General features: G+C 44.2%; 22 protein-coding genes and 2 tRNA genes. 12 read left to right on the top strand and 12 right to left on the bottom strand.

The window, feature by feature from the left end:
• The first annotated feature begins 57 nt into the window (after positions 1-57).
• Both flgM and R7127_RS22375 read left to right on the top strand, forming a co-directional pair.
• Positions 58-372, top strand: coding sequence for a flagellar biosynthesis anti-sigma factor FlgM (gene flgM / locus R7127_RS22370; protein ID WP_017819976.1), 315 nt, complete (start codon positions 58-60; stop codon positions 370-372).
• Between the two features lie 27 nt (positions 373-399).
• The gene (locus R7127_RS22375) at positions 400-825 is read left to right on the top strand and encodes a flagella synthesis protein FlgN (protein WP_005382015.1); all 426 of its coding nucleotides are present in this window, start codon (positions 400-402) and stop codon (positions 823-825) included.
• 102 nt (positions 826-927) lie between these two features.
• Here the strand turns inward: R7127_RS22375 and flgP are convergent, their stop codons facing one another.
• Together flgP and R7127_RS22385 are read right to left on the bottom strand one after the other, a co-directional pair.
• Positions 928-1359 (bottom strand): flagellar assembly lipoprotein FlgP, encoded by a 432-nt coding sequence (gene flgP / locus R7127_RS22380; RefSeq protein ID WP_005382014.1) that lies wholly within the window; start codon positions 1357-1359, stop codon positions 928-930.
• A gap of 9 nt (positions 1360-1368) precedes the next feature.
• The gene (locus tag R7127_RS22385; RefSeq protein WP_005382013.1) at positions 1369-2007 is read right to left on the bottom strand and encodes a FlgO family outer membrane protein; all 639 of its coding nucleotides are present in this window, start codon (positions 2005-2007) and stop codon (positions 1369-1371) included.
• A gap of 169 nt (positions 2008-2176) precedes the next feature.
• Between R7127_RS22385 and R7127_RS22390 the strand changes: the two genes are divergently transcribed.
• The 3 genes from R7127_RS22390 (at position 2177) to R7127_RS22400 (ending at position 4348) form a co-directional block, all read left to right on the top strand.
• A complete protein-coding gene (locus R7127_RS22390; protein WP_064377057.1) occupies positions 2177-3310 on the top strand; it encodes a flagellar assembly protein FlgT in 1134 nt (377 codons plus the stop codon).
• 175 nt (positions 3311-3485) lie between these two features.
• Positions 3486-3562, top strand: a tRNA-Arg gene (locus R7127_RS22395).
• A 279-nt stretch (positions 3563-3841) separates the two neighbouring features.
• Complete coding sequence (locus tag R7127_RS22400) at positions 3842-4348, top strand: hypothetical protein (RefSeq protein WP_005382011.1); 507 nt, start codon at positions 3842-3844, stop codon at positions 4346-4348.
• Positions 4349-4462: 114 nt separating this feature from the next.
• On the opposite strand, the gene R7127_RS22405 is transcribed toward R7127_RS22400, so the two are convergent.
• From R7127_RS22405 to chiP, 4 genes are all read right to left on the bottom strand, one after another.
• Positions 4463-5425, bottom strand: coding sequence for an OmpA family protein (locus tag R7127_RS22405; RefSeq protein ID WP_172563350.1), 963 nt, complete (start codon positions 5423-5425; stop codon positions 4463-4465).
• 640 nt (positions 5426-6065) lie between these two features.
• Positions 6066-7493, bottom strand: a complete 1428-nt coding sequence (gene gltX, locus R7127_RS22410; protein ID WP_005384075.1) for a glutamate--tRNA ligase — start codon at positions 7491-7493, stop codon at positions 6066-6068.
• Between the two features lie 177 nt (positions 7494-7670).
• Positions 7671-8267 (bottom strand): DUF2057 domain-containing protein, encoded by a 597-nt coding sequence (locus R7127_RS22415; RefSeq protein WP_005382008.1) that lies wholly within the window; start codon positions 8265-8267, stop codon positions 7671-7673.
• Between the two features lie 123 nt (positions 8268-8390).
• Positions 8391-9512 (bottom strand): chitoporin, encoded by a 1122-nt coding sequence (gene chiP, locus R7127_RS22420; RefSeq protein WP_033906930.1) that lies wholly within the window; start codon positions 9510-9512, stop codon positions 8391-8393.
• Positions 9513-9990: 478 nt separating this feature from the next.
• On the opposite strand from chiP, the gene R7127_RS22425 reads away from it, so the two are divergent.
• Complete coding sequence (locus tag R7127_RS22425; protein ID WP_033906931.1) at positions 9991-12687, top strand: heavy metal translocating P-type ATPase; 2697 nt, start codon at positions 9991-9993, stop codon at positions 12685-12687.
• 21 nt (positions 12688-12708) lie between these two features.
• Positions 12709-13158 (top strand): DUF411 domain-containing protein, encoded by a 450-nt coding sequence (locus tag R7127_RS22430; protein ID WP_005382005.1) that lies wholly within the window; start codon positions 12709-12711, stop codon positions 13156-13158.
• Between the two features lie 65 nt (positions 13159-13223).
• On the opposite strand, the gene R7127_RS22435 is transcribed toward R7127_RS22430, so the two are convergent.
• Both R7127_RS22435 and R7127_RS22440 read right to left on the bottom strand, forming a co-directional pair.
• Complete coding sequence (locus R7127_RS22435) at positions 13224-13916, bottom strand: oligogalacturonate-specific porin KdgM family protein (protein ID WP_005382004.1); 693 nt, start codon at positions 13914-13916, stop codon at positions 13224-13226.
• Between the two features lie 438 nt (positions 13917-14354).
• Positions 14355-17006: a beta-N-acetylhexosaminidase gene (locus tag R7127_RS22440; RefSeq protein WP_033906932.1), complete on the bottom strand. Its 2652-nt coding sequence runs from the start codon at positions 17004-17006 to the stop codon at positions 14355-14357.
• Positions 17007-17500: 494 nt separating this feature from the next.
• Here R7127_RS22440 and R7127_RS22445 point away from each other — a divergent pair, with 494 nt between their 5' ends.
• Together R7127_RS22445 and R7127_RS22450 are read left to right on the top strand one after the other, a co-directional pair.
• Entirely contained in the window at positions 17501-18373 is an 873-nt protein-coding gene (locus R7127_RS22445; protein WP_005382001.1) for a TraB/GumN family protein, read from the top strand.
• Positions 18374-18524: 151 nt separating this feature from the next.
• Entirely contained in the window at positions 18525-18908 is a 384-nt protein-coding gene (locus R7127_RS22450; RefSeq protein WP_411913365.1) for a hypothetical protein, read from the top strand.
• Positions 18909-19094: 186 nt separating this feature from the next.
• Here the strand turns inward: R7127_RS22450 and R7127_RS22455 are convergent.
• Positions 19095-19171: transfer RNA gene (locus R7127_RS22455), tRNA-Pro, on the bottom strand.
• A 259-nt stretch (positions 19172-19430) separates the two neighbouring features.
• Here R7127_RS22455 and R7127_RS22460 point away from each other — a divergent pair.
• From R7127_RS22460 to rluF, 3 genes are all read left to right on the top strand, one after another.
• Positions 19431-19571, top strand: a complete 141-nt coding sequence (locus R7127_RS22460; RefSeq protein ID WP_005382236.1) for a DUF3149 domain-containing protein — start codon at positions 19431-19433, stop codon at positions 19569-19571.
• A 132-nt stretch (positions 19572-19703) separates the two neighbouring features.
• On the top strand, positions 19704-20285 hold the full coding sequence (gene smrA / locus R7127_RS22465) for a DNA endonuclease SmrA (RefSeq protein ID WP_064377053.1): 582 nt from the start codon (positions 19704-19706) through the stop codon (positions 20283-20285).
• Between the two features lie 94 nt (positions 20286-20379).
• The gene (rluF, locus tag R7127_RS22470) at positions 20380-21537 is read left to right on the top strand and encodes a 23S rRNA pseudouridine(2604) synthase RluF (protein ID WP_064377052.1); all 1158 of its coding nucleotides are present in this window, start codon (positions 20380-20382) and stop codon (positions 21535-21537) included.
• A gap of 64 nt (positions 21538-21601) precedes the next feature.
• Here rluF and ybaK read toward each other — a convergent pair whose 3' ends face one another.
• From ybaK to kdsA, 3 genes are all read right to left on the bottom strand, one after another.
• On the bottom strand, positions 21602-22075 hold the full coding sequence (gene ybaK, locus R7127_RS22475; RefSeq protein WP_064377051.1) for a Cys-tRNA(Pro) deacylase: 474 nt from the start codon (positions 22073-22075) through the stop codon (positions 21602-21604).
• A gap of 102 nt (positions 22076-22177) precedes the next feature.
• Entirely contained in the window at positions 22178-23860 is a 1683-nt protein-coding gene (gene ushA, locus R7127_RS22480) for a bifunctional UDP-sugar hydrolase/5'-nucleotidase UshA (RefSeq protein ID WP_064377050.1), read from the bottom strand.
• Between the two features lie 219 nt (positions 23861-24079).
• Positions 24080-24931 (bottom strand): 3-deoxy-8-phosphooctulonate synthase, encoded by an 852-nt coding sequence (gene kdsA / locus R7127_RS22485; protein ID WP_005384095.1) that lies wholly within the window; start codon positions 24929-24931, stop codon positions 24080-24082.
• Between the last annotated feature and the right edge of the window lie 23 nt (positions 24932-24954).

Raw genomic sequence — 24954 nt, forward strand, 5'->3', positions numbered from 1 at the left:
TTTTGCGCTGGTCGATAGTCTGGATACCAGTATTACGATACAAGGCAAAGGTTAAACATGGCAGGTATAGATAATATACGTTCAGGGCAAATGATGACGACAACAAGTCGTGCTCCTACACGTAACGATTCCAATGCTACCAGCACGACAGAATCAAAAAAGGCGCCAGCGCAACAAGACGCAGTATCACTCAGCCAGCAAAGTAAAGCCGTCAGTAAACTCCAGAAGGATATGGCAGCTTCTCCGGCATATGACAGCGCCAAAGTTGCAGCAATCAAAGAAGCTATCACAAACGGTTCATACAAAGTCGATCCTGAAAAATTGGCTGACAACATGATTAAGTTTGAAAACGAATTGCAAGGCAAAAGCTAACTGGCTTAGGCCGAAGGTAAGTGTTTTATGGCAGCATTAGTCGATCTCGTTAATTTCCAGCTAGAAAATGCTAAGGCACTTTCCGCTGTTTTACGCCAAGAAACACAAGCAATAACGGCGCGTGTCTCTACCGAGATTGAGAACATTGCCAAACAGAAGATGACGCTCATTGATCAGCTCAGAACAACTGATCAGCGAATCGCCTCTCACCCGCACGTCAATCAACTTACTGAAGATGAGCACCTAAGTCAGGTTGTTGCTCAAATCCAATCGATCGTCCTCGACTGTCAACAAGTTAACCAAGTAAATGGCGAATCGCTTAGTCGCGCACAGCTGAGCTTCAATAAACTCAACAACATGCTTCAGCGAACTCATGGCAAAGTTGGCATGACCTACAATGCGGGCGGAAAAACCCACACTATCTCGACGCTTGGCACCAATATAAAAGCTTAAACGTCACTCCTACCCTCAATTCCCGCGCTCACGTAGATATAAAAAAGCGACTCATTGTTACCAATAAGCCGCTCAAAAAGATTATCTGTCTAGTGAAATGGTTTAAAACAAGGTTTGCTGACGCTTCTCAGGCACCTGCTGAACTTCTCCATAATCACGTAGCTTATCCATCTTACGGATATCCAGACGCAGCTCAGTCACATAACTGTCTTCAACAAGATAACTACGCACAACTTCTGCACCACGAATTACACCATCGACGGCACCAGTGGTGCTTTCAATACCCAAACGCTGGTCTTGCAGCTCTGCACGTCCACTAACACGCATGCCATAAACTTGCTCTGCTAGCTCACGATAAGCATCAATTTTTGATGCGCGCATTGCTCGTACACGCTTTTCTTCTACTGTGCGGCCTGTTTGCTCACTGACGCTAGCGTAGCCCACCGCAACTAAGATTTCATCTTGACGCATCTGTTGTAATGGCTGACACCCAACCAATATCAGTGTGGCAACAATAAATAATAACTTCTTCATGCTTCTATCCTATGGACGGAGAATCACAGTGTACGGCTGACGAATGGTAGGGTCAGAACGAATCAACACACCATCTTGTGTGCGGATGCTATTTAACGTATCTAAGTCACGCCCAATACGGTCAGCCGGAAGGAAACCTTGCGCTGTCGCTACAACTACACGGCTTTGCATGCCAACCACGCGTGCATTGACAAGCACTCCGCCCTCTTGGCGCAACATTGTTCCGGTCAGTACATACTGAATTTGCTGCTCTTGAGCTAAATCTTGCCAATCACGACTTAAAGCAAAATCGCCCTGCTGCGTCACTTGAATAGAGCCCGTAGTTTTGAAATCAACCACTTTAAACCCTCGGCGCTGAAACTGATGGATAAAACCTTCAGAGACCGAGTTACCTAACCAGTTTGTTGCATCCATATTTTGTAGATCAACAAACGAGGTAATCGCAATCGGTGTCCGCGCTGATACTGCCACATTAGAAACCATCAGGTCTTCTGTCATGCTCTCAATGAAAAAGTCCATCGTATGACGCGGACTATCCATCAGCATGAACTGGCTTCCCGAGTACGGTTCTTTACCATTGTAAATCGGTGAGTACGCGCACGATGTCAGAAGCGTCATCATCGATGCGGCGACAAGCCACTTTTTCATGGTTTGATTCTCCAGATAATCTTAGGTGATACCGTTCTTTATTAATTCCTTTCCAAGAAAGTGAATATTGGAACAGTCTTTGCTTTTCTTTGTTTGCCTAACGAAGAAAAACCCACCAAACTTCACTGAATTTGTTAAAGCAATATTTATACCCGAACGGTTGTAACCAATGAAAAAAATATTAAACAGTCTGTTTTCAATCACTTTAGTGATGCTTGTGCCTTTTAAGGTAATGGCATCTTGGTATGAAGTCACAGGCGTTGCCACCATCGTTTCTTCAGAAGAGACGGCAAGGCTCCATGCGTTGGAAGACGCGCTGTTCAAAGCCGTCAATTTTTCGGGCGCAGATATTGGCAGTATTAGCAACTTGATGCCGCTATTAGAAGAAAGCCGCAACGAATACCAGTTTACCAATCATGAAGTCCGTTACATTTTGGTCGAGTCTGAACGCAAACGTCGCGGTAAAGTCGAGGTAAAAATCCGCGTTGATATTTATCCATCGGCAACGGGTTGCCACACCGATCAATACAAAAAGACAATGCTGGTCGGCAATATTGAGGTCGCATCACCACAACAAGCAGTGATGGGACAAATTTATCAAGTTGGTGACGATTTTAGCCACGTAGTGAACCGTCAACTTGATCAAACCTCACGCAGCTTTGTGTCTGTTGGTACAACGGACTACTCAATAAGCAGCAACTATCCTGCTCGCACTCAAATGATCGCACAAGACAATGGCGCACAATACATCATTGGAGGGGTCATAACCGATCTCACTGCAACGGTCGAATCTCAACTATTGCAAGATGACATCATCAATCGTCAGTTTGCGTTAGAAATGAAAGTATTTGATGGTAAAACTGGCCATAAAATCTTCAACAAAGCCTACCGTGAGGTCGCGCGTTGGCCATTTGCTAAGACGAGTCAAGTGGACACTCGTAGTGCACGTTTTTGGGCATCGACCTATGGCGAGATGATGCTTCGCGTTAGTCGCAATATTATGTTGGATCTGGAGTCGGAGCTGTCTTGCAAAATTACATTGCCAGAGGTTGTGGCAGTCTTCGGTAATACCGTAACGATGGATCTCGGCCGTATGCACGGCGTAAAAGAGGGAGACAAATTGCAGCTTTGGCACACCGCGTCGTTTATCGACCAAAATGGATTGCCAAGAAACAAAGTCTCGCAAAGCGAAATTACATTAACGGTATCACGCATATACGAACACGAAGCGGAACTGACGATTGATCAGCCAAATTTAGCATCTAGCGTTCAAATTGGCGACGTAATGAACAAGATCCTATAAAAGCAAACATTAAGTCTTGAGATATGCTCACTTTTGAATATCATAGGCAGCGCATCTTATTTGATTATACCAATGACCGTAGCGAATCGTTCAACGTGATGCTGATACAGATCTGGTAGATTGCTAGATTTGAACTCAGTAAAACAGTGCAATGAACTGCAACTATTGGTATTACGCCCCCATGGCACAGCTGGATAGCGCAGTCCCCTCCTAAGGGACAGGTCGTAGGTTCGAATCCTACTGGGGGCGCCATATCATAGCCTTAGCTCCCACTTGAGCTAAGGCTTTTTTGTATCTTCAATTTCAAGCCTCGCACTGCTCCCCCTAGTACACCGTGTTAGATAATCTTCCCAGTAATCAATATGATCGGATCGGGTGTTTCGGTTACGGGATAAACCCTTCTACTGATCTGACTTCTTCCCCTTGAAATCATTTCAACAAGCCCTATTTACAGTTTTGTATTTTATTACTTTAATTATCTATGAGTTTTGCTTACCCTTTTAGCTATTAGTAAAATTATTAGTTAGCACTATGTCTAAGAGCAATTTAATAACTAACACTGGACACCGCTTTATTTCTAAAGGCAAGACAGCCTTTAAGATACATATCCATACCCCCGAGGATACGGTACTACACCGCTCGGTAGGATTTGTTCGTATTGGAGAAAAGAAAGGCTTACAAAAAGCCATTAAGCTGAGAAACGAGTTAGGCCGGCAAATGTGGGGCAAATTCTGGCGACGTCTTTTGAAAGACCCTTACTTAATGACCAGGCTTCCACATAGCGTTGAGCCTAAAATCGTTCACAAGCCTAACCCTACTCTTGAAAACCCTGACAACCGAGATACGTGTTACATCGCCAAGTGGCGAGAGTTCAATGATGACGGTGAGTATAAATATAAAACGGTGGTTCGCTCTATTAGTAAGTACGGCAAACTTGCCGCCTACATGCAAACCAAAAAAGCGTTGTTAGAAGCACATAAAGATAACTTGGAGATCCTGACATTTATGGGGCGTTTAAACAGCATTGATCTTAAGTAATACCTAGCCACTTTGAACATTTCAGTCAGTTTTTAAAGAGAAATAAAAAGCCCCAAAGAGCGAACTCTTTGGGGCTTTCAGCTTCAGTCTTCTATACTACGGTCGAATAGGAGCTTATTGCTGAACTTGGTATTCAAATTCTGGAACAACGATTTCTACGCGACGGTTTTGTTGACGACCTTCACGAGTGTCGTTTGAAGCGATTGGGTTGTTTTCACCTTCGCCACGAGCTTGGATACGTGATGAATCAATACCTTTTTCAACGAGCGCGTTAGCAACAGACTCAGCACGTTTTTCAGAAACCTTTAGGTTGTAAGCTGCTGGACCAGACGTATCTGTGTAACCTACAACTTCAACGTTCGCTTGTGGGTGCTCGTTTAGGAAAGCAACTAGGTTATCAAGTTTTGCAGCGCTCTCTGGTTTTAGAGTTGTGCTGTTTAGATCGAAGCTACCTGTGCCAATTGTTTGAGTTTCGAATGTTTTCGTAACTACAACTGGCTCTTCTACCACTTCTTCTACAACCACTTCTTCAACAACAACTGGCTCTTCTACGATTACTGGCTCATCGTTGCCGCCGAATTTGAAAGAAACACCTAGTGTTGCAGTGTTACCTGTCGCACGAGTTACATCGTTGCTGATGTCAGTCAGTGTTTGGTATTCCGCACGAGCTGTTACGTTTTGGCTTAGGTTGAATTCAAGACCAGCCGCGCCTAGGTAAGAGTAATCATCTTTGCCATCAAACATTACGTAAGCGCCACCCACTTTACCGTAAAGTGCGATGTCTTCAGTGATTGGTAGGCTAAATTTAGGAGCAAGAGTGATTGCTTCTACGTGGCCACCGAAAGAAGTTTGGTTAAAATCACCGATGTTGTCGAAACCCGCTTCTACTGCGAAGTATTTATTCATTTCGTAACCAACAAAAGCGCCAAGAGTAGAATCGTCTTTGTCACAAGCCTGGCTCGCTACACACGCGTCTTCCATCCATGACTTACCCATCTTACCACCAACGTATACTTCTGCTTGTGCTGCTGAAGCCATAAGTAGAGACGCTGAAATTACCGCTGCTAATTTTTTCATTATTGATTCCTCTAAAGAAGTTCTTTTGTTAGATGCCGAAATGCGCCGTCTGACTGACGTTGTATTTCAATTCTTTTTATTCATTCCTTGAGTGAGATACTTAGTCAGCTTCTTTTTATGCACATGCATTTTTTTTATGGAAGCAACTTACGTACATTTCCTGTTCAGTGATACATATCGCCATCTCGGTATCGCTGACGGGATGAACTATAACGCTAAGAAATCGCGAGAAAAATCCCAATTCTGTCAATTTATTGTCATCAAAAATCTCGACAACATGTGATCTTAAGCAAAAAAATCCCCACGCAATCACGACGCAAACGTTTGCTTTATTTTTTGAAACAACATAGCTAAAGCAAAGGTTTTTCTTAAAAATGAGACAAACAAAATGGAACTTTAAGGAACATGGATAAAAATCAATCAGATACTTGATATATAATCGCTCGTTTTTTATTCATGCCAACGATATTTGGATTAAAAAATCTTATCCATATTGAGGTAAATTACAGGTGAAACCATCTCTTCATTCACCAATATGAGAGAAAGTTTCTCGTTATCTAAATTGAAGATACAAAAAAGCCGCGGTTGCTCACCGCGGCTTTGTGACTATTTATTCAAAAGAACGTTCAGTTCAAAGCAATTATGCGTTTGCTTCACGCTCAGCAATGAACTCAAGCGCCATCTTAATGCGAGCAATACAACGCTCTTTTCCAACCAGCTCCATTACTGCATCGACAGAAGGAGACTGACCGCCTCCTGTTACAGCAACACGTAATGGCATACCGATTTTGCCCATGCCGATTTCCAACTCTTCACATACTGCTGCGATAACGCCATCTTTGATGTTCGCTGTCGTCCACTCAGTTAGTGCTTCCACTTTCGCTAATGCAAGTTCTAGAGGCTCTTTAGCCACGCCACGTAGGTGTTTCTTCGCTGCGCCCGCTTCAAACTCAGAGAAATCTTCATAGAAGTAACGGATTTGCTCAGCTAGCTCAACTAGTGTGTTGCAACGCTCACCCACCAGCTTGATCACGTCAGTAATAGCAGGACCATTCGTTACGTCTAGTTTTTGTTGGTCTAGATGCCATTGTAGATGCTCAGCAACGTACGCAGGATCTGAGTTCTTGATGTAGTGGTTGTTCAACCATTGCAGTTTGTCAGTGTTAAAAGCAGACGCTGACTTAGATACTGCGTTTAGGCTAAATAGATTGATCATCTCTTCTTGAGAGAAGATTTCTTGGTCACCATGAGACCAACCAAGGCGCACTAGGTAGTTGTTTAGTGCCGCAGGCAGGTAGCCCATATCGCGGTATTGCATGACTGATACAGCGCCGTGACGTTTAGACAGTTTCGCGCCGTCATCACCCAGGATCATTGCACAGTGTGCAAATGTAGGTACTGGCGCACCTAGTGCTTCGTAGATGTTGATTTGACGAGGGGTGTTGTTGATGTGGTCTTCGCCACGAACAACGTGAGTGATACCCATGTCCCAGTCATCCACTACTACACAGAAGTTGTAAGTAGGTGAACCGTCAGTACGACGAATGATTAGGTCATCCATTTGATCGTTGCGGATTTCAATGCGACCACGGATTTGATCATCAAATACTACGCTGCCTTCTTTCGGGTTACGGAAACGGATAACACATGGATCACCATCTTTTGCCGCTTCGTTTGCTGCTTTGATTTTTGGATGGTTAGCATCGTAGCGAGGCATTTCTTTATTTGCTTCTTGCTCTGCACGGATTTCATCTAGCAGCTCTTTAGACGCGTAACATTTGTAAGCTTTGTCTTCAGCAAGAAGCTTATCAACCATTTCGTTGTAACGGTCAAAACGTTGAGTTTGGTAGTAAGGACCTTCATCCCACTCCAAGCCTAGCCATTCCATGCCTTCAAGAATTGCATCAACCGCTTCCTGAGAGTTACGCTCAAGGTCTGTATCTTCGATACGTAGAACGAATTCACCACCTTGGTTTTTAGCGTATAGCCAAGAGTAAAGTGCAGTACGCGCACCACCAACGTGTAGATAGCCAGTTGGGCTAGGAGCAAAACGAGTTTTAACCGTCATTTGAGTTCCTTAGGGGTAATGAGCAACGAGAGATCTCTCGTTGTAATGTCAAGGATAAAAGTGGCGACATTTTACCACCGTAAGTCAATTCTACAATCGGTTTGACAACAGAAATAAAAACAGGGCAGAACCAAAAAGGCACAGCCCTGCTATTTACTGTTAAAGCACGAGACGAAATTACTTCAGGTTACGCATTGCCCATTGCATAAATTCTTGCTGCTCTTCACGGCTCAATTCATTAAACGATGCTTTGATTGTTTTGGTTTCCGCTGGAGAAGACGCAATGCTTGCCTTAGTCGATTCTTTATTCATTGCGTTATTATAGTCGGCAACTTCTCGTTCATAATCACGAAAACCTTGCAAACCACCTTTACGAAGTTGAACCATAGAGAATGCCACTTCTTTTCCGTTTTTGTCTTTCAATACCACTTTAGGATCGAGTTCGAAGGCTCTCGCCTCTTCAATAGTACGGAATGTTTGATAAGTCAGAGAAAGCTCGGTGTCTTTTTCTGCATCAAACTCTAATACCAGCGGCTGCGAATCGAATTTACGGCGCTTTCCATCTTCAAATACGATTTGTCCAACCGTTACCGCCAATTGGTTTTCCCCATCCTTTAACTCGATGCTGTTGTTCTTGGATATCCACTCAGGGTAGACGAACTCGCCGTTGAGAACGCGAGGAACTAATTCAGATTGCAGAGTGAGTTGAGCAGCAAAAGCTGGCGCCGAAAGCATTGCGCAAAGTCCGAGAAGTGTCGTTGTTTTTTTCATCATGGTTTCTCACTTTATACCAATTTAGATAAGCCTCTAAAACTTACAGGCCAGTCATTTCAAAGGCTTATTTGAATAAGTATCAAGATAAAAAGGGCGTTTCCGCCCTTTTAGCTGCTTCTTTAATTAGAAGTAGTATTCAACACCTACAGAGAACTCGTCGTAGTCAGCAGACTTCCAACGTGCTTCTGTTGGTTTATCTAATTGAGACGCACCGTCGCCAAAGTCTAGAGTACGAGCACGTACGTACAGCACTGCCGATGGGTCTACGAAATACATAACTTGTGCTGATAACACATCGTCCGCTGTATCGTTAATTTTCTTACCATCACGCTCGAGATCAAAGTTAGCGGCGTAAGCCAGTTTGTATTGCCAATCACCCGTGGTGTACATGATAGCGGCAGACATTGCATCTTGCTTTTCACTCACACCATTGCTTGCGTCCGCTTCCATGTATTTGTATTGCGCAAAGAAAGAGATCCCGTTATCAAACCAGCCTTGTGCCCCTATCAAGTACGTGTTGTTTTCCCACGTTTGGCTTTCCATCTTGATATTACGGTTACCTTCATATGCCGCATCTAACTGGATAGGACCAATTTTGTAGTGTGCTGCGATACCACCCCAGTAGTCATCCCCTTCACCTAGACCTGCTTTATCACCTGCACCAGCTGCGATATCTAGGGAGAATTTGTCAGCAAACATTGGAGAGTCCCAGCGGATAGTGTTTGATTGACGGTCTTGGTACTTGGCGCCACCAATAGCACCACCCCAGTCGTATACATCGCCGAGACCAGGGTTAGATGCTGGCCAGTCAACCAATTCGTACATAGGTGTCAAAACGCGACCCAGACGAATTTGACCCCAAGATGCACTTTCAAAACCGACGAATGTGTCACGTTCACCAAGACCTGCGCCCTCGCCACCAAAGCTAGGGTCTACATAACCGCCTTCGATTTGCCAAATAAAAGTAGGGTCGAAGTTAGCAAATTGTTTTTTACCACGGAAACCAATACGAGATTCGTTGTTTAGCTGCATGCCACCCAAATCATCGTCCGTTGCTTTGCTACCAGAATCGTAATCGCGGTACGCGGCCTGCATCGCGATGATTCCGTAAACTTCATAAGAAAATGAATCTTTGGTTAGAAACTCTTTTGCTGCGTCACTGTTTGCACCATCAGCAAATGCAGCACCACTGAACATCATGCCGGTAATTGCCGTGGCAAGTAGGCTTTTCTTTAGGTAAGACATTATAAACCCCTATATTTTTAGTTTTTTCCATTTTCAAATTCACTAACTAGGACATGGCAGGAACTTGAAACAGTGTTTGGACGGGGCAAATATGACAAACTTTTTTCGCACTAAAAAACTTTCGCTACAGCAATCTGAGCGACTTCAAAATGAGAAGATCAAAAATAAAATAAATCAATAAAAAACAATTGGTTAACATCAAATATAAAAAATAAAAAACGTTAAAAGTACGTTTTGACACTGAACTGACATTGAGAGTATCTAAAAAACGTGAGCGACTTCATTCATCTTTTAGGTGTTTTAACGGAACTTTATATTCAAAGAGAAAAAACCTTGAGATCACTCGCAAGTAAAATGACCGTGCACTTGTGGGATTCGAGAGATTTTGACGAAATTGTTGTGAGTAGCAAATGGGTATTGACCTTACCCTTGCAGGAAGGTTTAAGCTCATAGCATCACTACTATTGAGGTGCAGATTATGTATCAGTTAGTTATACCTTTATCAGGGCTCAACTGCATGGGCTGTGCGAGAAAAGTTGAGAAGGCTTTACATGCAAATCACGATGTGGAGATCCTCAATTTGTCCCCGACGCAAGTAGAGGTCAAAACCGAGTCTTCTCTTAAAGAGCTCGTCTCGTCGATTGAATCTCTTGGTTACCAAGCAGGAAATCACTACGAACTAAACCTTTCAGGCTTAAGCTGTGGCGGCTGCGTCAAAAAACTTTCATCTTTATTAGAATCTAATCAAGACGTTATTTCTTTTGAGGCTTCAACAACGCACTTAGAGATTCGTACCCTCCTCTCCGAGCAACAAGTGATCGACTTAATAGCAACACTCGGCTATACCGCCAACCTTGATTCTGTCGAAGTAGAGAACGAAAGCTCACCAGAGACCGAACAGGTAGAAAAGCAAAGCAATATTAAAGATACGCAGGTGCCACCAGCGAGTATTCAATTGCAAATGCTGATTCAAGGCATGACGTGTGCGAGTTGCGTCTCTTCAGTAGAGAAAGCACTTACTAACGTAGAAGGCGTTGAGAAAGCACAGGTCAACCTCGCAGAACAAAGCGCACTAGTATTCGCAAGCCAAGACTCTGATGACCTCCTTAACGCAATTGTTGAATCGGTAAAACAAGCCGGTTACCAAGCAGAGATCCTACAAGACGCCGCAACCCAGCAAGAAAAGCAAGCACAGCAACAACGTCAGCAACAAAAATGCTTTAAGCTGGATGCTATTGCTGGCCTTGTCGTCGGTGCCCCTTTAATGATTTGGGGCGTTGCTGGCGGCAATATGATGATTCGCAACACCAACGACCAATTAGCTTGGGGCGCGATCGGTATCGTATGTTTACTCCTTCTTGCCACAGCAGGGAAACACTTCTTCAGTAACGCTTGGTTAGCAGCTACTCATAAGCGCGCCACCATGGACACGTTAGTCGCGCTCGGTACTGGCGCAGCGTGGTTCTATTCGATGCTTGTGGTGATTTTCCCAGACTGGTTCCCTCTTGCTTCACGCCACGTGTACTTTGAAGCGAGTGCAATGATCATCGGCTTAATTTCTCTTGGGCACTATATAGAAGCAAAAGCCAAAGCAAACACAACACGTTCCTTACAAGCTCTGATTAACCTGCAACCTCAGCAAGCTACGGTAATCACGGAACAAGGCGACCAACAAATCGCGGTTGAGCAAATCACGCTAGGCATGAAACTGCGTATCAAACCAGGCGAGAAAGTGCCTGTTGATGGTGTTGTGATTCAAGGTGAATCATACATTGATGAGTCGATGCTCACTGGTGAACCAGTACCAGTATTAAAAGCGCAAGAGGCTCAAGTGTCTGCTGGGACATTAAATACCGATGGTGGATTAGTCATTGAGGCAACGGGCATTGGCGCAAATACCATGCTGGCTCGTATCATCCGCATGGTGCGCACAGCGCAAAGCAGTAAGCCAGCCATCGCGAAACTGGCAGACCAGATTTCATCGGTGTTTGTCCCTGTCGTTGTTGGCATAGCAATACTGGCCGCGCTCGTTTGGTTTGCCGTTGGCCCAGAGCCAAAAGCGAGTTATATGCTGGTGGTCACCACAACCGTCCTGATCATCGCCTGCCCTTGCGCTCTAGGCTTAGCAACCCCGCTTTCTGTCACGGTGGGAGTGGGTAAAGCCGCAGAGCTCGGCATTCTGATCAAAGACGCCGACGCCCTGCAATTGGCAAGCAAAGTCGACACGGTTGTGTTCGACAAAACTGGCACGCTTACCCAAGGTAAACCTAGCGTTCAGAAAGTGTTTACTCACGCCACCAGCCAAGAAGATCTATTGGCTTTAGCGTATGCGGCAGAGCGTCAGTCTGAGCACCCACTGGCAAAAGCGGTATGTGATTACGCCAAACGACACGACGCAAAGGATGTCTCATTAGACAAGTTTGAGAACGTTCGCGGGCGCGGCATTTGGGCGACGTATCAAGATAAACCGCTGCTCATTGGTTCGCTTCAATTTATGCAAGCAGAGAACGTCGAGACCAGCGCACTAAAACCTGCCATCGATGAATGCGCAAAAAATGCGTGGACTCCGGTAGCTGTGGCATTGAACGGCGAACTGATCGGTCTGATCGCCATTGCCGACCCGATCAAATTAGATGCGAAGCAAGCGCTCTCTGCATTAAAATCGCAAGGCATCAAAACGGTAATGCTGACGGGCGATAACCAACACGTTGCCAATGCTATCGGCCAAGAACTTGGTATTGATGAAGTGATTGCCCAAGTAATGCCAGATGAGAAAGCTCAGCACATTGAGCAACTTCAATCTCAAGGACATGTCGTGGCAATGGTGGGGGATGGCATTAACGACGCCCCTGCTCTCGCGTTATCCAACCTAGGTATTGCCATGGGTAGCGGCAGTGATGTCGCCATTGAAAGTTCGCAAATGACCATCCTGAACACGTCACCAATGGCGGTAGTACATGCGATTGAACTCTCTCGCGCTACACTTAAAAACATGAAGCAAAACCTATTTGGTGCCTTTGTTTACAACTCGTTGGGTATTCCAGTTGCCGCTGGCGTGCTTTACCCAGCGTTTGGATTTTTGCTCAGTCCTGTTGTCGCAGGAGCGGCAATGGCACTGTCTTCAATTACTGTCGTTAGTAATGCAAATCGACTACGACTGTTTTCAGTAAAATAACCACTTCTTTTTGAGGGTATTATGAAGTTGAAACTATTGACCTTTGCAATGCTTGCGACCGTGTCCGCCAACGTATTGGCAGCCGATGTCATTAACCATAAATCACCATACTGTGGCTGTTGTGGAGAATGGACAAAACACATGGAAGAGAACGGCTTTACGGTCGAAGAAAAATTGCACGATGACATGAACGCCATCAAACGCGATCTAGGCATCAAGAATGAACAGCTTTACTCTTGCCACACGGCAGAGATCAACGGCTATCTGTTTGAAGGTCACATTCCAGCCGAAGACATTAAAGCGTTTTTGAAAAATCCACCACGTAACGCAAAAGGCCTATCAGTACCGGGCATGCCAATGGGCTCCCCTGGTATGGAATATGGCGACAAAAAAGACAGCTACACCGTTTACGCCTTTAACGAAAAAGGCCAAGTGTTCGAATATAGCCACCACGAAGGCAACGACCAATAAAAACAAAGCCCAGCGAGATAAACCGCTGGGCTTTTTCTTAATGGACAGTTAAGACAAATATAAAATTAGAAGCCGTAAGAGGCACCAAATACAAAAGCGTTATTCACTAGGCTGTCACCACTCGCGTTTTCTGCACCGTGTGCTTGACTACGGAACTCAAAGTAAGGTTGAACACCTTTACGAGTCCACGTTGCACGAAGCTCGTGGTCCATGGTTTCCGCTTCAATCATGTAGACGTTGTTGTAGCTTAGCGTCACATCCTCATTCATCACGTAACCGATGCGGTTGTCCATGCGGTAATCTGTATCCGCATCTGCGTCTGTCGCATCAATGTGCGCACGAGTACGGTTACTTAAGGAGATGCCGTTATCGAAGTTGTAACCGATCTTAACCAATGGACGGTACTGTACATTCTCGCCAGCAGAGAACAGGTGTTGGTAACCCGCGGCAACCCATAAATGATCGGTAATATTAAATGACTGCTCACCACCCACAGTGATTGCTGGTGTTGTGTTACCTGCGCCACCGTTTTCTGTTTCCAGTTTACCCAACTGAATACCATCAAATTCGGTGTAAACCGTAAAGCCGCCGAATTGGTTATCAAAAGTATGACCAGCTTCCAGTGTAGACGTAACGTCCGAACCATGAATTCGACCATCATCGTGGAATTGAACATTACCTGTTACGTAAGAAGAACCAGCAAAAGCGCTAGAAGCGAAAGCGAGAGAAAGAGCACTCAGTGCAAAAATGTTTTTCATAATTACTGCCTTTATTTATTCACGTTATGCGATAGTTTTAGAGGGCATCTCTTCCCTTTTATCGCAAACTTTGGAATGTGCCTCCTTGGCGTTCGCAATATTGTTTTAATTAATTCGCGATGGAAAATAAAACATTTTAAAAAGTGATCTTGTTCAAACCGAGCTCAACAACCCTGATAAAAACATGGGAAATACAGGCACTTATCGTATTTTTATAAAATTATTCAAAAAATAGAAGTGTGATCATAAACAGGTTGTTTATTGATATTTAGCAGATTAAGTCGATCCAGTTCACAATAACCTTGACCATTACAACCAAAAACTTATTTATCAATGAAAAATAATTAGACATCGATCACGCTTAATTTCCTCAAAAAATAAAGAAAGCCCCAACATGATGTTGAGGCTTTGCCAAAAAATTAACTTACAAGAATCGAGTTATTTCACGCTGGTCACTCGACTTGCTTTCTCACCGGTTGCTGACACAGAACGGATAAACACTTCACCTTTCACATTTGGACGAGCATTATCTGCGTAAGTTAGCCAGTTCTTGCCGTCTAGAGAGTATTGAAGCTTCACACCCGGGAACTGAACGTTCATTGCCAGTTTACCCTCTTCAACTTTCGCGCCTGGTACAGGTAGGCGGTAGTCGATACCCGCTTTTTCTAGCTTAGCCAGTTCGCGTTGGCCAAGTACGTTCGCAAAGCGGTTGTAGTCTTGGTTTAGCGCAACTTTGTTTACTAGGTTAGAGTTTTGCGAGTATTCAACACCCACTTTGTAGTCGTTTTCCCAATCAGCACGGTGCCATGCACGTTCAGCGGCTGCCAGTACGCGAGGGAATACCATGTACTCGTATTGCTCGTCGTTACGTACTGTCTCAGACCACAGCTGTGCTGATAGACCATAGAAAGGTTTCGCTTTGATTTCACCTTTACCAGTGAAGCCGTTACCATCGCGGTCTACAGAGGTTTCTGCGTTCTGAGGCATGTTCTCTGGTGCAAAACCAAACATCTTACGAGTATCTGTTGCACGCGTCGCCCAGTAATAACCACGCTCTTTCGGGTCAACTTCGTACGGCATGTCCATGTATACGTAGTCTGGGTTAGAAACGATAACGTCGTAACCTTTCTTAGACCATTCGTACACTGATGATGTGCCACCCCAGTAAAGAACGTCCCAGAAGTTAACACGCGTGTTTTCTGTTGCGAACGCTTTCTCACCTTCACTGTACTTAAGGCCATCTTGCCAAGCTTGGAAGTTTGGAATGCCTTTCTCTGCCACCATCTTCGACACTTCTTCTGCAAAGTGGCTTGGTAGATGAGCAAAATCGCTTACCGTACCGTCTGCAATTAGCGTCTGACATTGTGGTGATTGTGCAAATGGCTTGTCTTGCTTAGACAAATCAATGTTACCCTTCCAGCTTACTTTGTCTTCTGCGTTAATGTCTTGCAGACCAGCGCCTAACTTGATGTTCTTCGCTTCATCACCACCGAAGTGCCATGTTGTTAGCGGCGTACCCGCTTCTTGGTGCATTGCTGCTACTTCTGAAATCACTTTATCAACAAAGCGAGTTGAAGATTCCATACATGGGTTGATGAAGCTTTGCTTGTTGTAGAACTGAACCGTCGTTACGTTCGATGTATCTTGAGGATCCATCAGGCGGTACTCGTTCGCTTCTGCTTCTTTACCTTCTTCCATTAGACGGTCGTAACGTGCTTCCATTGATACCACTGCTGCACGAGCGTGTGCTGGCATATCGATTTCAGGAATCACTTCGATGTTACGCGCTTTCGCGTACTTCAAGATGTCCACGTAGTCTGCTTTGCTGAAGAAGCCAGAACCAAAGTTGTCTGTCGTTGCACCTGAGCCAAGCTGAGGCAGTAAACAGCTTTTCTCTTCCAAATCGAAACAACGGTTAGCGCCAACTTCAGTCAGCTCAGGCAGACCCGGGATTTCTAAACGCCAGCCTTCATCATCCGTTAGGTGAAGGTGTAGTTTGTTCATCTTGTACGCGGCCATTTGGTCAAGCGTTGCAAGAATCGCGTCTTTAGAGTGGAAGTTACGAGCCACGTCCACCATCACACCACGGTAATCAAAACGCGGCGCATCTTTAATAGACAGTTGTGGTAGAGAATCAGCATTTTGGCTATCTACCAGGCCAAAGATAGATTGTACTGCGTAGAAAGCACCTGCTTGGTCAAACGCTTTAATCGCAATACCGTCGCCTTTGATGCTCATTTCGTAAGCACCAGATTTTGCCAATTCACCGGTGAAGTCTGCAGGAACAACAGTGATGCTTACAGGAAGATCACCACGAACATCCACACCTACCACTTCTGCACGATCTTGGATTACCGCGTATTGAGTTGCATCGAAAGCGGCTTTAGGCAGCGCAATACCCGCCGCGATATCTACCGTACCGTTACCTGCTTCAACAGACAGTGGCGTTGGTAGTAACGTGGTTGATACGTCTTGTTTTACTAGGTCTTCGTTCTTCTCGAAACGAGACACAGCGCTCGCAAATACGTTGTTGTCATCTGGCGTACGTTTTAGGTTGTTACCCTCAAGGCCAGTCACGAAAGATGCAACGTCTTCTGTGTTAAGAGAAGCGATCATCTTAGGCTCTGCATTTGGTGCAGCAACGAAAGCGCCTGGCATGAAGTCGGTTTCAAAGAGCTGCCAGTATTCAGCAACAAGAGGAAGCACAACCTCTTCACCCGCAGCAAAACCATCAAACTTATCTGTTGGTTCTAGTTTGTGTAGATCACCCGTTACGCGAGAGATTTTAAACTGTTCGTTTTCAACATCCAGAATCAGACGAATGCTATGGAAGTAAATAGCCCAATCTTTTGAGTCAACCGCTTCACCTTGGTTAACCAGCGTCATGTTTACCTTGTTACAAGACGCCCACTCAGCCCCTAAGTCCTGACAAGCAAGACCTTCGTTTGCACCGTGGTTAGTCAACACTTGGTATTGAATATCAAGATTATTAGCCAACGAATTTACAACTTGTTGTTCAGAGCTTTGCAGCGCAGAGCAACCTGCTAATGTAGTGATAACAGAAACAGCAATCAGACTAGGTTTAAACATCTTACTTCCCCAAAAAAGTCAGTGGTTCAAAACGACAATGATAAAAATCTCGGCCCCTCAAATGCGAGGTACCTAACCGTTACATTCAACATACAACCTGTTATTTCTAAGCGTAAAATAAATAGAAATAGGAAGTGATCCAGCTCAAAAAATGACACTCAGCAAAAACAATAAAAACCTAATTTTCATGGAGTTACAATACACGTCAAAATCGAACAACTTGTTTTGACGAGTTTGCTGCGATCTAGGTCACTTATATTCATGAGTTACGACTGATTTTGTAAGATTTGGATCACGCCTAATTATTTTGTGAACCATTAGTAAGCGAATTACCTATTTACCTTTCGTGAAGTGACTCTCATTTATTCGTCGTCAAAACTCGTCAATATTTTTAGAAATGACGATTTTGTCGAATACCCCACTGGAGAAATTGCACTTAACCTCACGCTATTTTGCGTATAAAGTTTAAAGGTATCTTATCTGAGGACCATTCTATGTTTCGTCTCTTGACGCTAATATCATCTCTACTTGTTACTTTGACTCCTTTTTCCTCTTATGCAGAGCCACAGCATTGGTTAGCGAAAAAAGGGGAAACCGAACTTATGATTATTGGCTCGGTACATGTGGGGGATAAAACGATGTACCCACTCCCTAGAACGGTCATCCAGCATTTAAGCCAAAGCGCAGGGTTGATTATTGAAGCAGACGTCAGGAATTCTGAAGGCTTGGTTTACCCACAAACAACCATTCTTTCTAAAGATGTTTTAGACAGAGCTCAACGTCGCCACTTAATTGAAATTGCCCAAGATTTAGGTTTACCAGAAACTCAACTCCTAAATTCCCCACCTTGGATGGCGGCATTCACCATCCAACTCGCTTTAGTCAACAAACTGGGGTATGTCTCTGATAAAGGGGTCGACATGCACTTAATAGGACTCGCTGATAAAAAGCAAATCCCGGTCATTCCACTGGAGTCCGTGCAATTCCAAATCGATTTAATCGCAGGTCAATCAGAAGGCGGTAAAGAGATACTTCTCTCATCAATTGAAGAATATGATGGCGGAGAAGAGTTGGTTCAATGCTTGATAGAGAGTTGGAAGAGTGGTGATGGTAGCATGTTGGTCGAAGCCTCTTTGACCGATCATACAACAGAAGAGTTTAACCAAGCCTTTTTATACGAGCGTAATCGAGATTGGGCTAAAAAACTCGACACTGGCAGTGTTCTACCTCAGCAATCGGGTCGTTACACCGTTGTTGTTGGTGGCTTGCATTTAGTAGGTAAAGATAACCTGATTGAACTGCTTAAAAATCGGGGATTTAACATCAAACCACTGGGTAAGACGCGCCAAGCAAATTGTGATATCTAGTGATTGTTTGAAAAATGCCATTTAAATACAATTATTTAAATACAACCATTTAAAATTCATTCAAACTTTCTTATAAAACGCCGTTAAGCTAAGTGGATACAAAACAACTCATATGAAATTTAAATATTTATTCCTATACACGATTGGAATTATGCTCACTTCTTCGCTGTCTTATGCTAAACCGCCATGCAACGTAGAAGCTTTTCAAGCTATTGATATAACTCCGGAAGTAAAAGGCGGTGCTTTAGATAAAGAGAGTGGTCAATTTCTTATTACCGAAAAACCAATGATGCGTTGCGCGAACATCACGTTTTCAACAGCCCACACTCGAAATCGCGTTGCACATATGATGAACCAAGGCTTTGAAGCGGTTTACTATGATGGAAACACAAGCAAATCTCACTCATTAACGTTTGATGAAGACGATTTAAAAGCGGGTTACGTCAAGATTGGTCCAAATCACCCAAAGACCGCTTATGTCCGCTTCACTACTTCTGAAACTCCTATCAATACTATCTCGTGTGACATCAAGTAATAAATTTACTCACTCTAAAAAATGAAAAGGCCCTACATTTCTGTAGAGCCTTCCTCTCAATACGTGTCGGTGAAGTGCCATATTCGAACATCAGGCGAACCCCAATTTGATTCGATACTATTGAAGTCTAAAATTACTAGCGCTAAAAACGACGAAAGCCTGCTCATTGAGCAGGCTTTCTAAAAGTGGTCGGTGAAGAGGGATTCGAACCCCCGACCCTCTGGTCCCAAACCAGATGCGCTACCAAGCTGCGCTATTCACCGAGATGTTTAACTGAGGAATTGTCCCCGTCAACGAATGCGTATATTACGGATTCTGAACTGTGGCGCAAGTGCTTTTTACAAAAAAACCTTAGGTCTTAATTCGTTTGATGAATAACTGAACACTAGCACGTAAAATGTGACTGATAACTCACAACAAAATACAGTTTATTAACCTTAGCAACATAATTGATCCAGATCAGTGTGCAACAAGACACCGCCATTTAGTTTATTCCTGTCGGGAACATCTTGGAGGAAACGTATGGACTTTTGGCTTGATCTCCTATTTGGTAATGCAGTGGGTCTATCGTCAATGATAGTAATTTTTGGGGCAATTGGTCTGATGTTATTTTACGGCGGTTTCTTCATATACAAGATCATGAACGACAAATCTCCTCACTAGATCTCGCTTAGCTCTAGAAACGCTTTGCACCGGAGTCGGTTACTTGCCTACTCCGGTTTTTTATTTGATCTCAATGCACCACTCATTGATATAATCCTATTATTCTTCCCTGTTCTTAATGAGATTACTGCTATGTCTCACGACGACGATTTTGATCTATTTCAACAGATGATGGGCGATGTAAAGCCAATCACTCAAGACACCACCGAACACAAAAAAGTACACCAAGTAACAGAAGCACAGCTCGCAAAACGCGAAGCAGCAATCTGGTTAACGGAAGATGACCCAGAATACCTATCACTTGATCACGCTGAAATGCTCAAGCCAGAGGACTTTGTTGAGTTCAAACGTGATGGTGTACAGGACGGGGTTTACCGCAAACTTCGCCTTGGTAAGTATCCAATCCAAGCTCGCTTGGGTTTGCACCGTAAAACATTGAAAGAAGCACGTGATGAAGTCGTGACGTTTTTAAAGCAATGCCTATCAATGGACATTAGAACGGTCGTTATCGTCCATGGTCGAGGAGAACGCTCAAATCCACCTGCAATGATGAAAAGTTTTGTTAGCAGTTGGCTACGACAAATAAAGGAAGTCCAATGCTTCCATAGTGCGCAACGCTTTCACGGTGGAACTGGAGCCGTTTACGTCCTACTTAGAAAAAGTGCGGAAAAGAAATTAGAAACCCGCGAACGTCACCAAAAACGGTTAGGCTAAATTTCACCCTAATGCTAGAATGCCCGCCCTTATTCTTCCTTCCCCTTAAAGGAAGGGAGCTTCATTCGCCGTTGTGAAACGTTAGGAGACAAAAATGTCACAAGACAACGCTAAACGATTAAATAAATTCATCAGTGAAACGGGGTTTTGCTCACGCCGTGAAGCAGACAGACTGATTGAGCAAGGCCGTGTCACCATTAATGGCAACAAACCTGAAATGGGGACAAAAGTGCTACCTGGTGATGATGTTTGTGTGGATGGTAAGCCAGTGGCAGCAAAAGAGAAGCCGATTTATATCGCTCTCAATAAACCAACAGGCATCACCTGTACAACTGAGAGAGACGTCCCTGGAAACATCGTTGATTTCATCGGCCATCAAAAACGTATCTTTCCGATCGGCCGCTTAGACAAACCCTCTGATGGTCTGATCTTTTTGACCAACGATGGCGATATCGTCAACAAAATCCTCCGTGCTGGCAACAGCCACGAAAAAGAGTACGTTGTGCGCGTGGACAAACCGATTACAGGTGAGTTTCTCAAACAGATGTCGAGCGGCGTTAAGATTCTCGACACAGTCACCCTACCTTGTAAGGTAACGAAAGAAACTAAATTCTCTTTCCGTATTGTGCTCACTCAAGGACTTAACCGTCAGATCCGTCGCATGTGTGAAGCGCTGGGCTATGAAGTATTCAAGCTGCGTCGCGTACGCATCATGAATATCTCTCTTGATGGTATTCCGAATGGAAAATGGCGTTACCTAAGTGACGAAGAAGTGGCAGAGATCCTAGCAATGTGTGAAGGCTCGGTAGGTACAGAAGAAGCATCAAAAACAGACTCTAGAGGTCGCAACATTCGTAAAGCGACCGACGCGAAGCTGTTTGATAGCCGTGAAGAAAACCAAGATTCTACTGCTCGTCGTAACCAGAAGACACGAACTTTCCGCGGTAACAATGCTGATGAATTCCGTCATGCACCAAACTCGAAAAAAGGTCAACAAAAGCGTCGTCAGCGTGATGATGAAGGCGGACGTCCAGCTAAAGAACATTACAAAGCGAAACCACAAGGTGAACGCAGCAGACCGCAAGGCGAGCATGGTAAATCACACCGTAAACCAGATGCATCGAGCAATACGCATTCAGCAAACAAGCCTCAATCACCGAGTAAGCCTAAGCAGCATTACATGAACCCAAATGCCGCGAAACCAAGTAAACCAGCTAAACGCACTGGTGGTACATTGAGTCTGAAGAAGTAACGCTTCACTGACAGGCAAGATCAAAAAAGGACGCTCATGAGCGTCCTTTTTATTTGTCATGAGTTTACAAACAAAGAGGTGCAAACTGACCGCGAGTTAAGTTCAGCAAATCTCTCGGGGCTAACTCAATTTCTAAACCACGTTTACCAGCACTCACACAGATTGTGTCTTGCTCTACTGCGCTTTCGTGCAAAAAAGTAGGTAAGGCTTTCTTCTGCCCTAGTGGGCTAATTCCACCAACGACATAACCTGTGGTCTTTTGCGCGATTTCCGGATCAGCCATATCGGCCTTTTTGCCCTTCGCTGCTTTCGCCGCCAGTTTTAGGTTCAGCTTTTGATCAACAGGGATAATCGCAACCGCAAGGTTCTTTGGCTCCCCGTTCAAGCAGAACAACAAGGTTTTAAATACTGTTTTCGGATCCTGCCCCAGTACTTCAGCAGCCTCCAAGCCATAACTATCGGCTCTAGGGTCATGCTCATACTGATGAATCGTGTGTGGAATTTTTTTCTTTTTCGCAAGATTAATGGCCGGAGTCATCAAGATTCTCCTCATAAAAACAAAAAGCGCAGACTGAATTGGATCTGCGCTTTTAGTTAATGATATCAGCGAGTTTGAGTCAATCGCTTTTTCTCTGTTGGGTTACTGATCAATCGCCGTATCAACTAAATACGTGATTTCACCTGAAGGGGCATACTCATTAACATCAATAGGGCTGTGTGTTTCTAAATAATCCTTCAGAACCTCAGCATCGGTAAAACCTGTATTTACATACCCTGGATGATCGTCGATTTTAGGGTAACCATCTCCACCAGCAGCATTATAGCTTGGTACGGTAAAGCGGTAATTACCATCTAAGCGAAGTTGCTTATTACCAATGAACACATTGGTTACCTCACCATTATTGATACTCATCGCAATGCCGGCAAACTGTGCATAAGCCCCAGAGTCAACAGGCTTAGTTGCAACGACATTTAGATAATCTAATACCTCTTTACCCGTCATATCAACGTAAGAAACCATATTGCCAAATGGCTGAACAGTGAGCACGTCTTTATAAGTAATATCACCCGCAGCAATCGAATCTCGAACACCACCAGAATTCATTACAGCGAAATCTGCTTTCGCACGTTCCATGTGAGCCGTTGCAATTAATCGACCTAAGTTTGTTTGCTGGTAACGAACCACATTGCGGTCACCCTCAAGCTTACCGTTAGATTCTGCAATCTTCACGTTTAGCTTACCCTGACCTTTTTCTTGATAAGGACGAAGAAACTCAAGCATCATTTCGTCTTGTTTAATCTCTTCTTGGATAAAGACTCGTTGCGACTGCCCATCAACTTTAACTTTCTTTTTCAAGTTTACAGGGATCAGATCGTAGCTCACCATCGAGAGTTCGCCATTACGAAACTCGTAATCGGCGCGTCCCACATATTTCCCCCACTCATGTGCCTGAACAATAAAGGTACCATTTTGTTTATCGGGCTGACATTCATCACCTGGTTTAAAGTTCTTTTTGATAACGTTTGGACCTTCCATGCACACAGGTTCTTGTGAGTGTCCTCCAACGATCATGTCGAGATCGCCGTCATTCAAATAACGAGCTAACGCCACATCGCCAGGAGCATTGATGCCTCTATTACCATTTTCATAGTGTCCCATATGCGTGACAGCAAAAATCAGATCTGGATACTCTGTCTCTTTCAGTTCTGCAATCAACTTCTTGGCTTCTTCTTTTGGGTCACGGAAGTCAATTTGTTCAATGAACTCAGGGTTGCCAAGTTTCGCTGTGTCTTCGGTTGTAAGACCAATGACCGCAATTTTAATGCCCTGCTTGTTAAACATCGCGTATGGTTGGAATAAACGCTTGCCAGTATTTTTATCGTAAATATTGGCAGACAACATCGGAAAGTTTGCCCACTCTTGCTGCTTGAATAGCACATCCAATGGATTATCAAACTCATGATTACCTAGAGCCATCGCATCGTAACCAATTTTGCTCATGCCTTTGAAATCCGGCTCGGCATCTTGTAAATCAGACTCAGGTACTCCTGTGTTGATGTCACCACCAGAAAGCAATAACACGCTCCCCCCCTCAGCCTGTATTTCTTCGCGCAAATCATCGATTAACGTTTTACGCGCCGCCATGCCATATTCACCGTATCGATTTTGCCAAAAGCGACCATGATGATCGTTAGTGTGCAATACGGTCAATTTATAGGTTGTATCGGCATTCCAATCTGGTACAGGTTGCGTAGCACACCCAGCTAACGAGGCCAAGATAGCGGCACTCAAAACAGTTTTGATCATCAGACGCTGATTCATTTATTTACCTTTTTCTTATTGGGATTACTGACGCACATTTTAAGCATTGGATCTATTTGAAAACCACGTGCACCCTAACACATTGATTTAATAATTATGATGCATTGTTTAGCAATAACAAATTCATCAGTAACAAGTTTGAGAATTCACGGCTTTTCAGATAAAAAAATAGCCAACATCGGTTGGCTATAGTATTTGTTACCACCAGTCATCTGGCGTTTACTTGATATCTATATCTGCAAAGCTCTTGATCAGATCATCAAGCGATTTCATTTGTGCTAAGAATGGCTCTAACTTGTCTAGAGGCAGTGCAGATGGGCCATCACAACGCGCTTGGTCTGGGTTTGGGTGCGCTTCGATAAATAGACCTGCGATGCCTGTCGCTAGACCCGCTTTAGCAAGCTCAACTGTCTGCTCACGACGGCCGCCAGATGCTGCGCCTGATGGGTCACGCATTTGTAGTGAGTGCGTTACGTCAAAGATGATTGGGCTACCTTTCGAAGCATTTTTCATCACACCAAAACCAAGCATGTCTACAACTAGGTTATCGTAACCGTGGCAAGAACCGCGCTCACATAGGATGATCTTGTCGTTACCGCATTCTGCGAACTTCTCAACGATGTTACCCACTTGACCAGGGCTCATAAATTGAGGTTTCTTCACGTTGATAACCGCACCTGTTTTAGCCATAGCTTCAACAAGGTCAGTTTGACGAGCTAGGAATGCAGGAAGCTGAATAACGTCTACCACGTCAGCGACAGGTTGAGCTTGTGCTTCAGTGTGAACGTCCGTGATGATCTTTACACCAAAAGTGTCTTTCAGCTCCTGAAAGATTTTCATACCTTCTTCCAGACCTGGACCACGGTATGAATGAACAGAACTGCGGTTTGCTTTGTCAAACGACGCCTTAAATACGTAAGGAATACCAAGTTTTTCCGTTACTTTTACGTAGTGCTCACAGATCTGCATCGCAAGATCACGAGACTCAAGAACGTTCATACCTGCAAATAGGGTGAATGGCTTGTCGTTAGCAACCTGAATGTCGCCGATATTAACGATTTTCTGTTCCATTTTGATTCTCTTTTTCTGTCCAC

This window comes from Vibrio sp. 1159, from assembly GCF_033340395.1.
GTDB classification, from domain to species: domain Bacteria; phylum Pseudomonadota; class Gammaproteobacteria; order Enterobacterales; family Vibrionaceae; genus Vibrio; species Vibrio alginolyticus.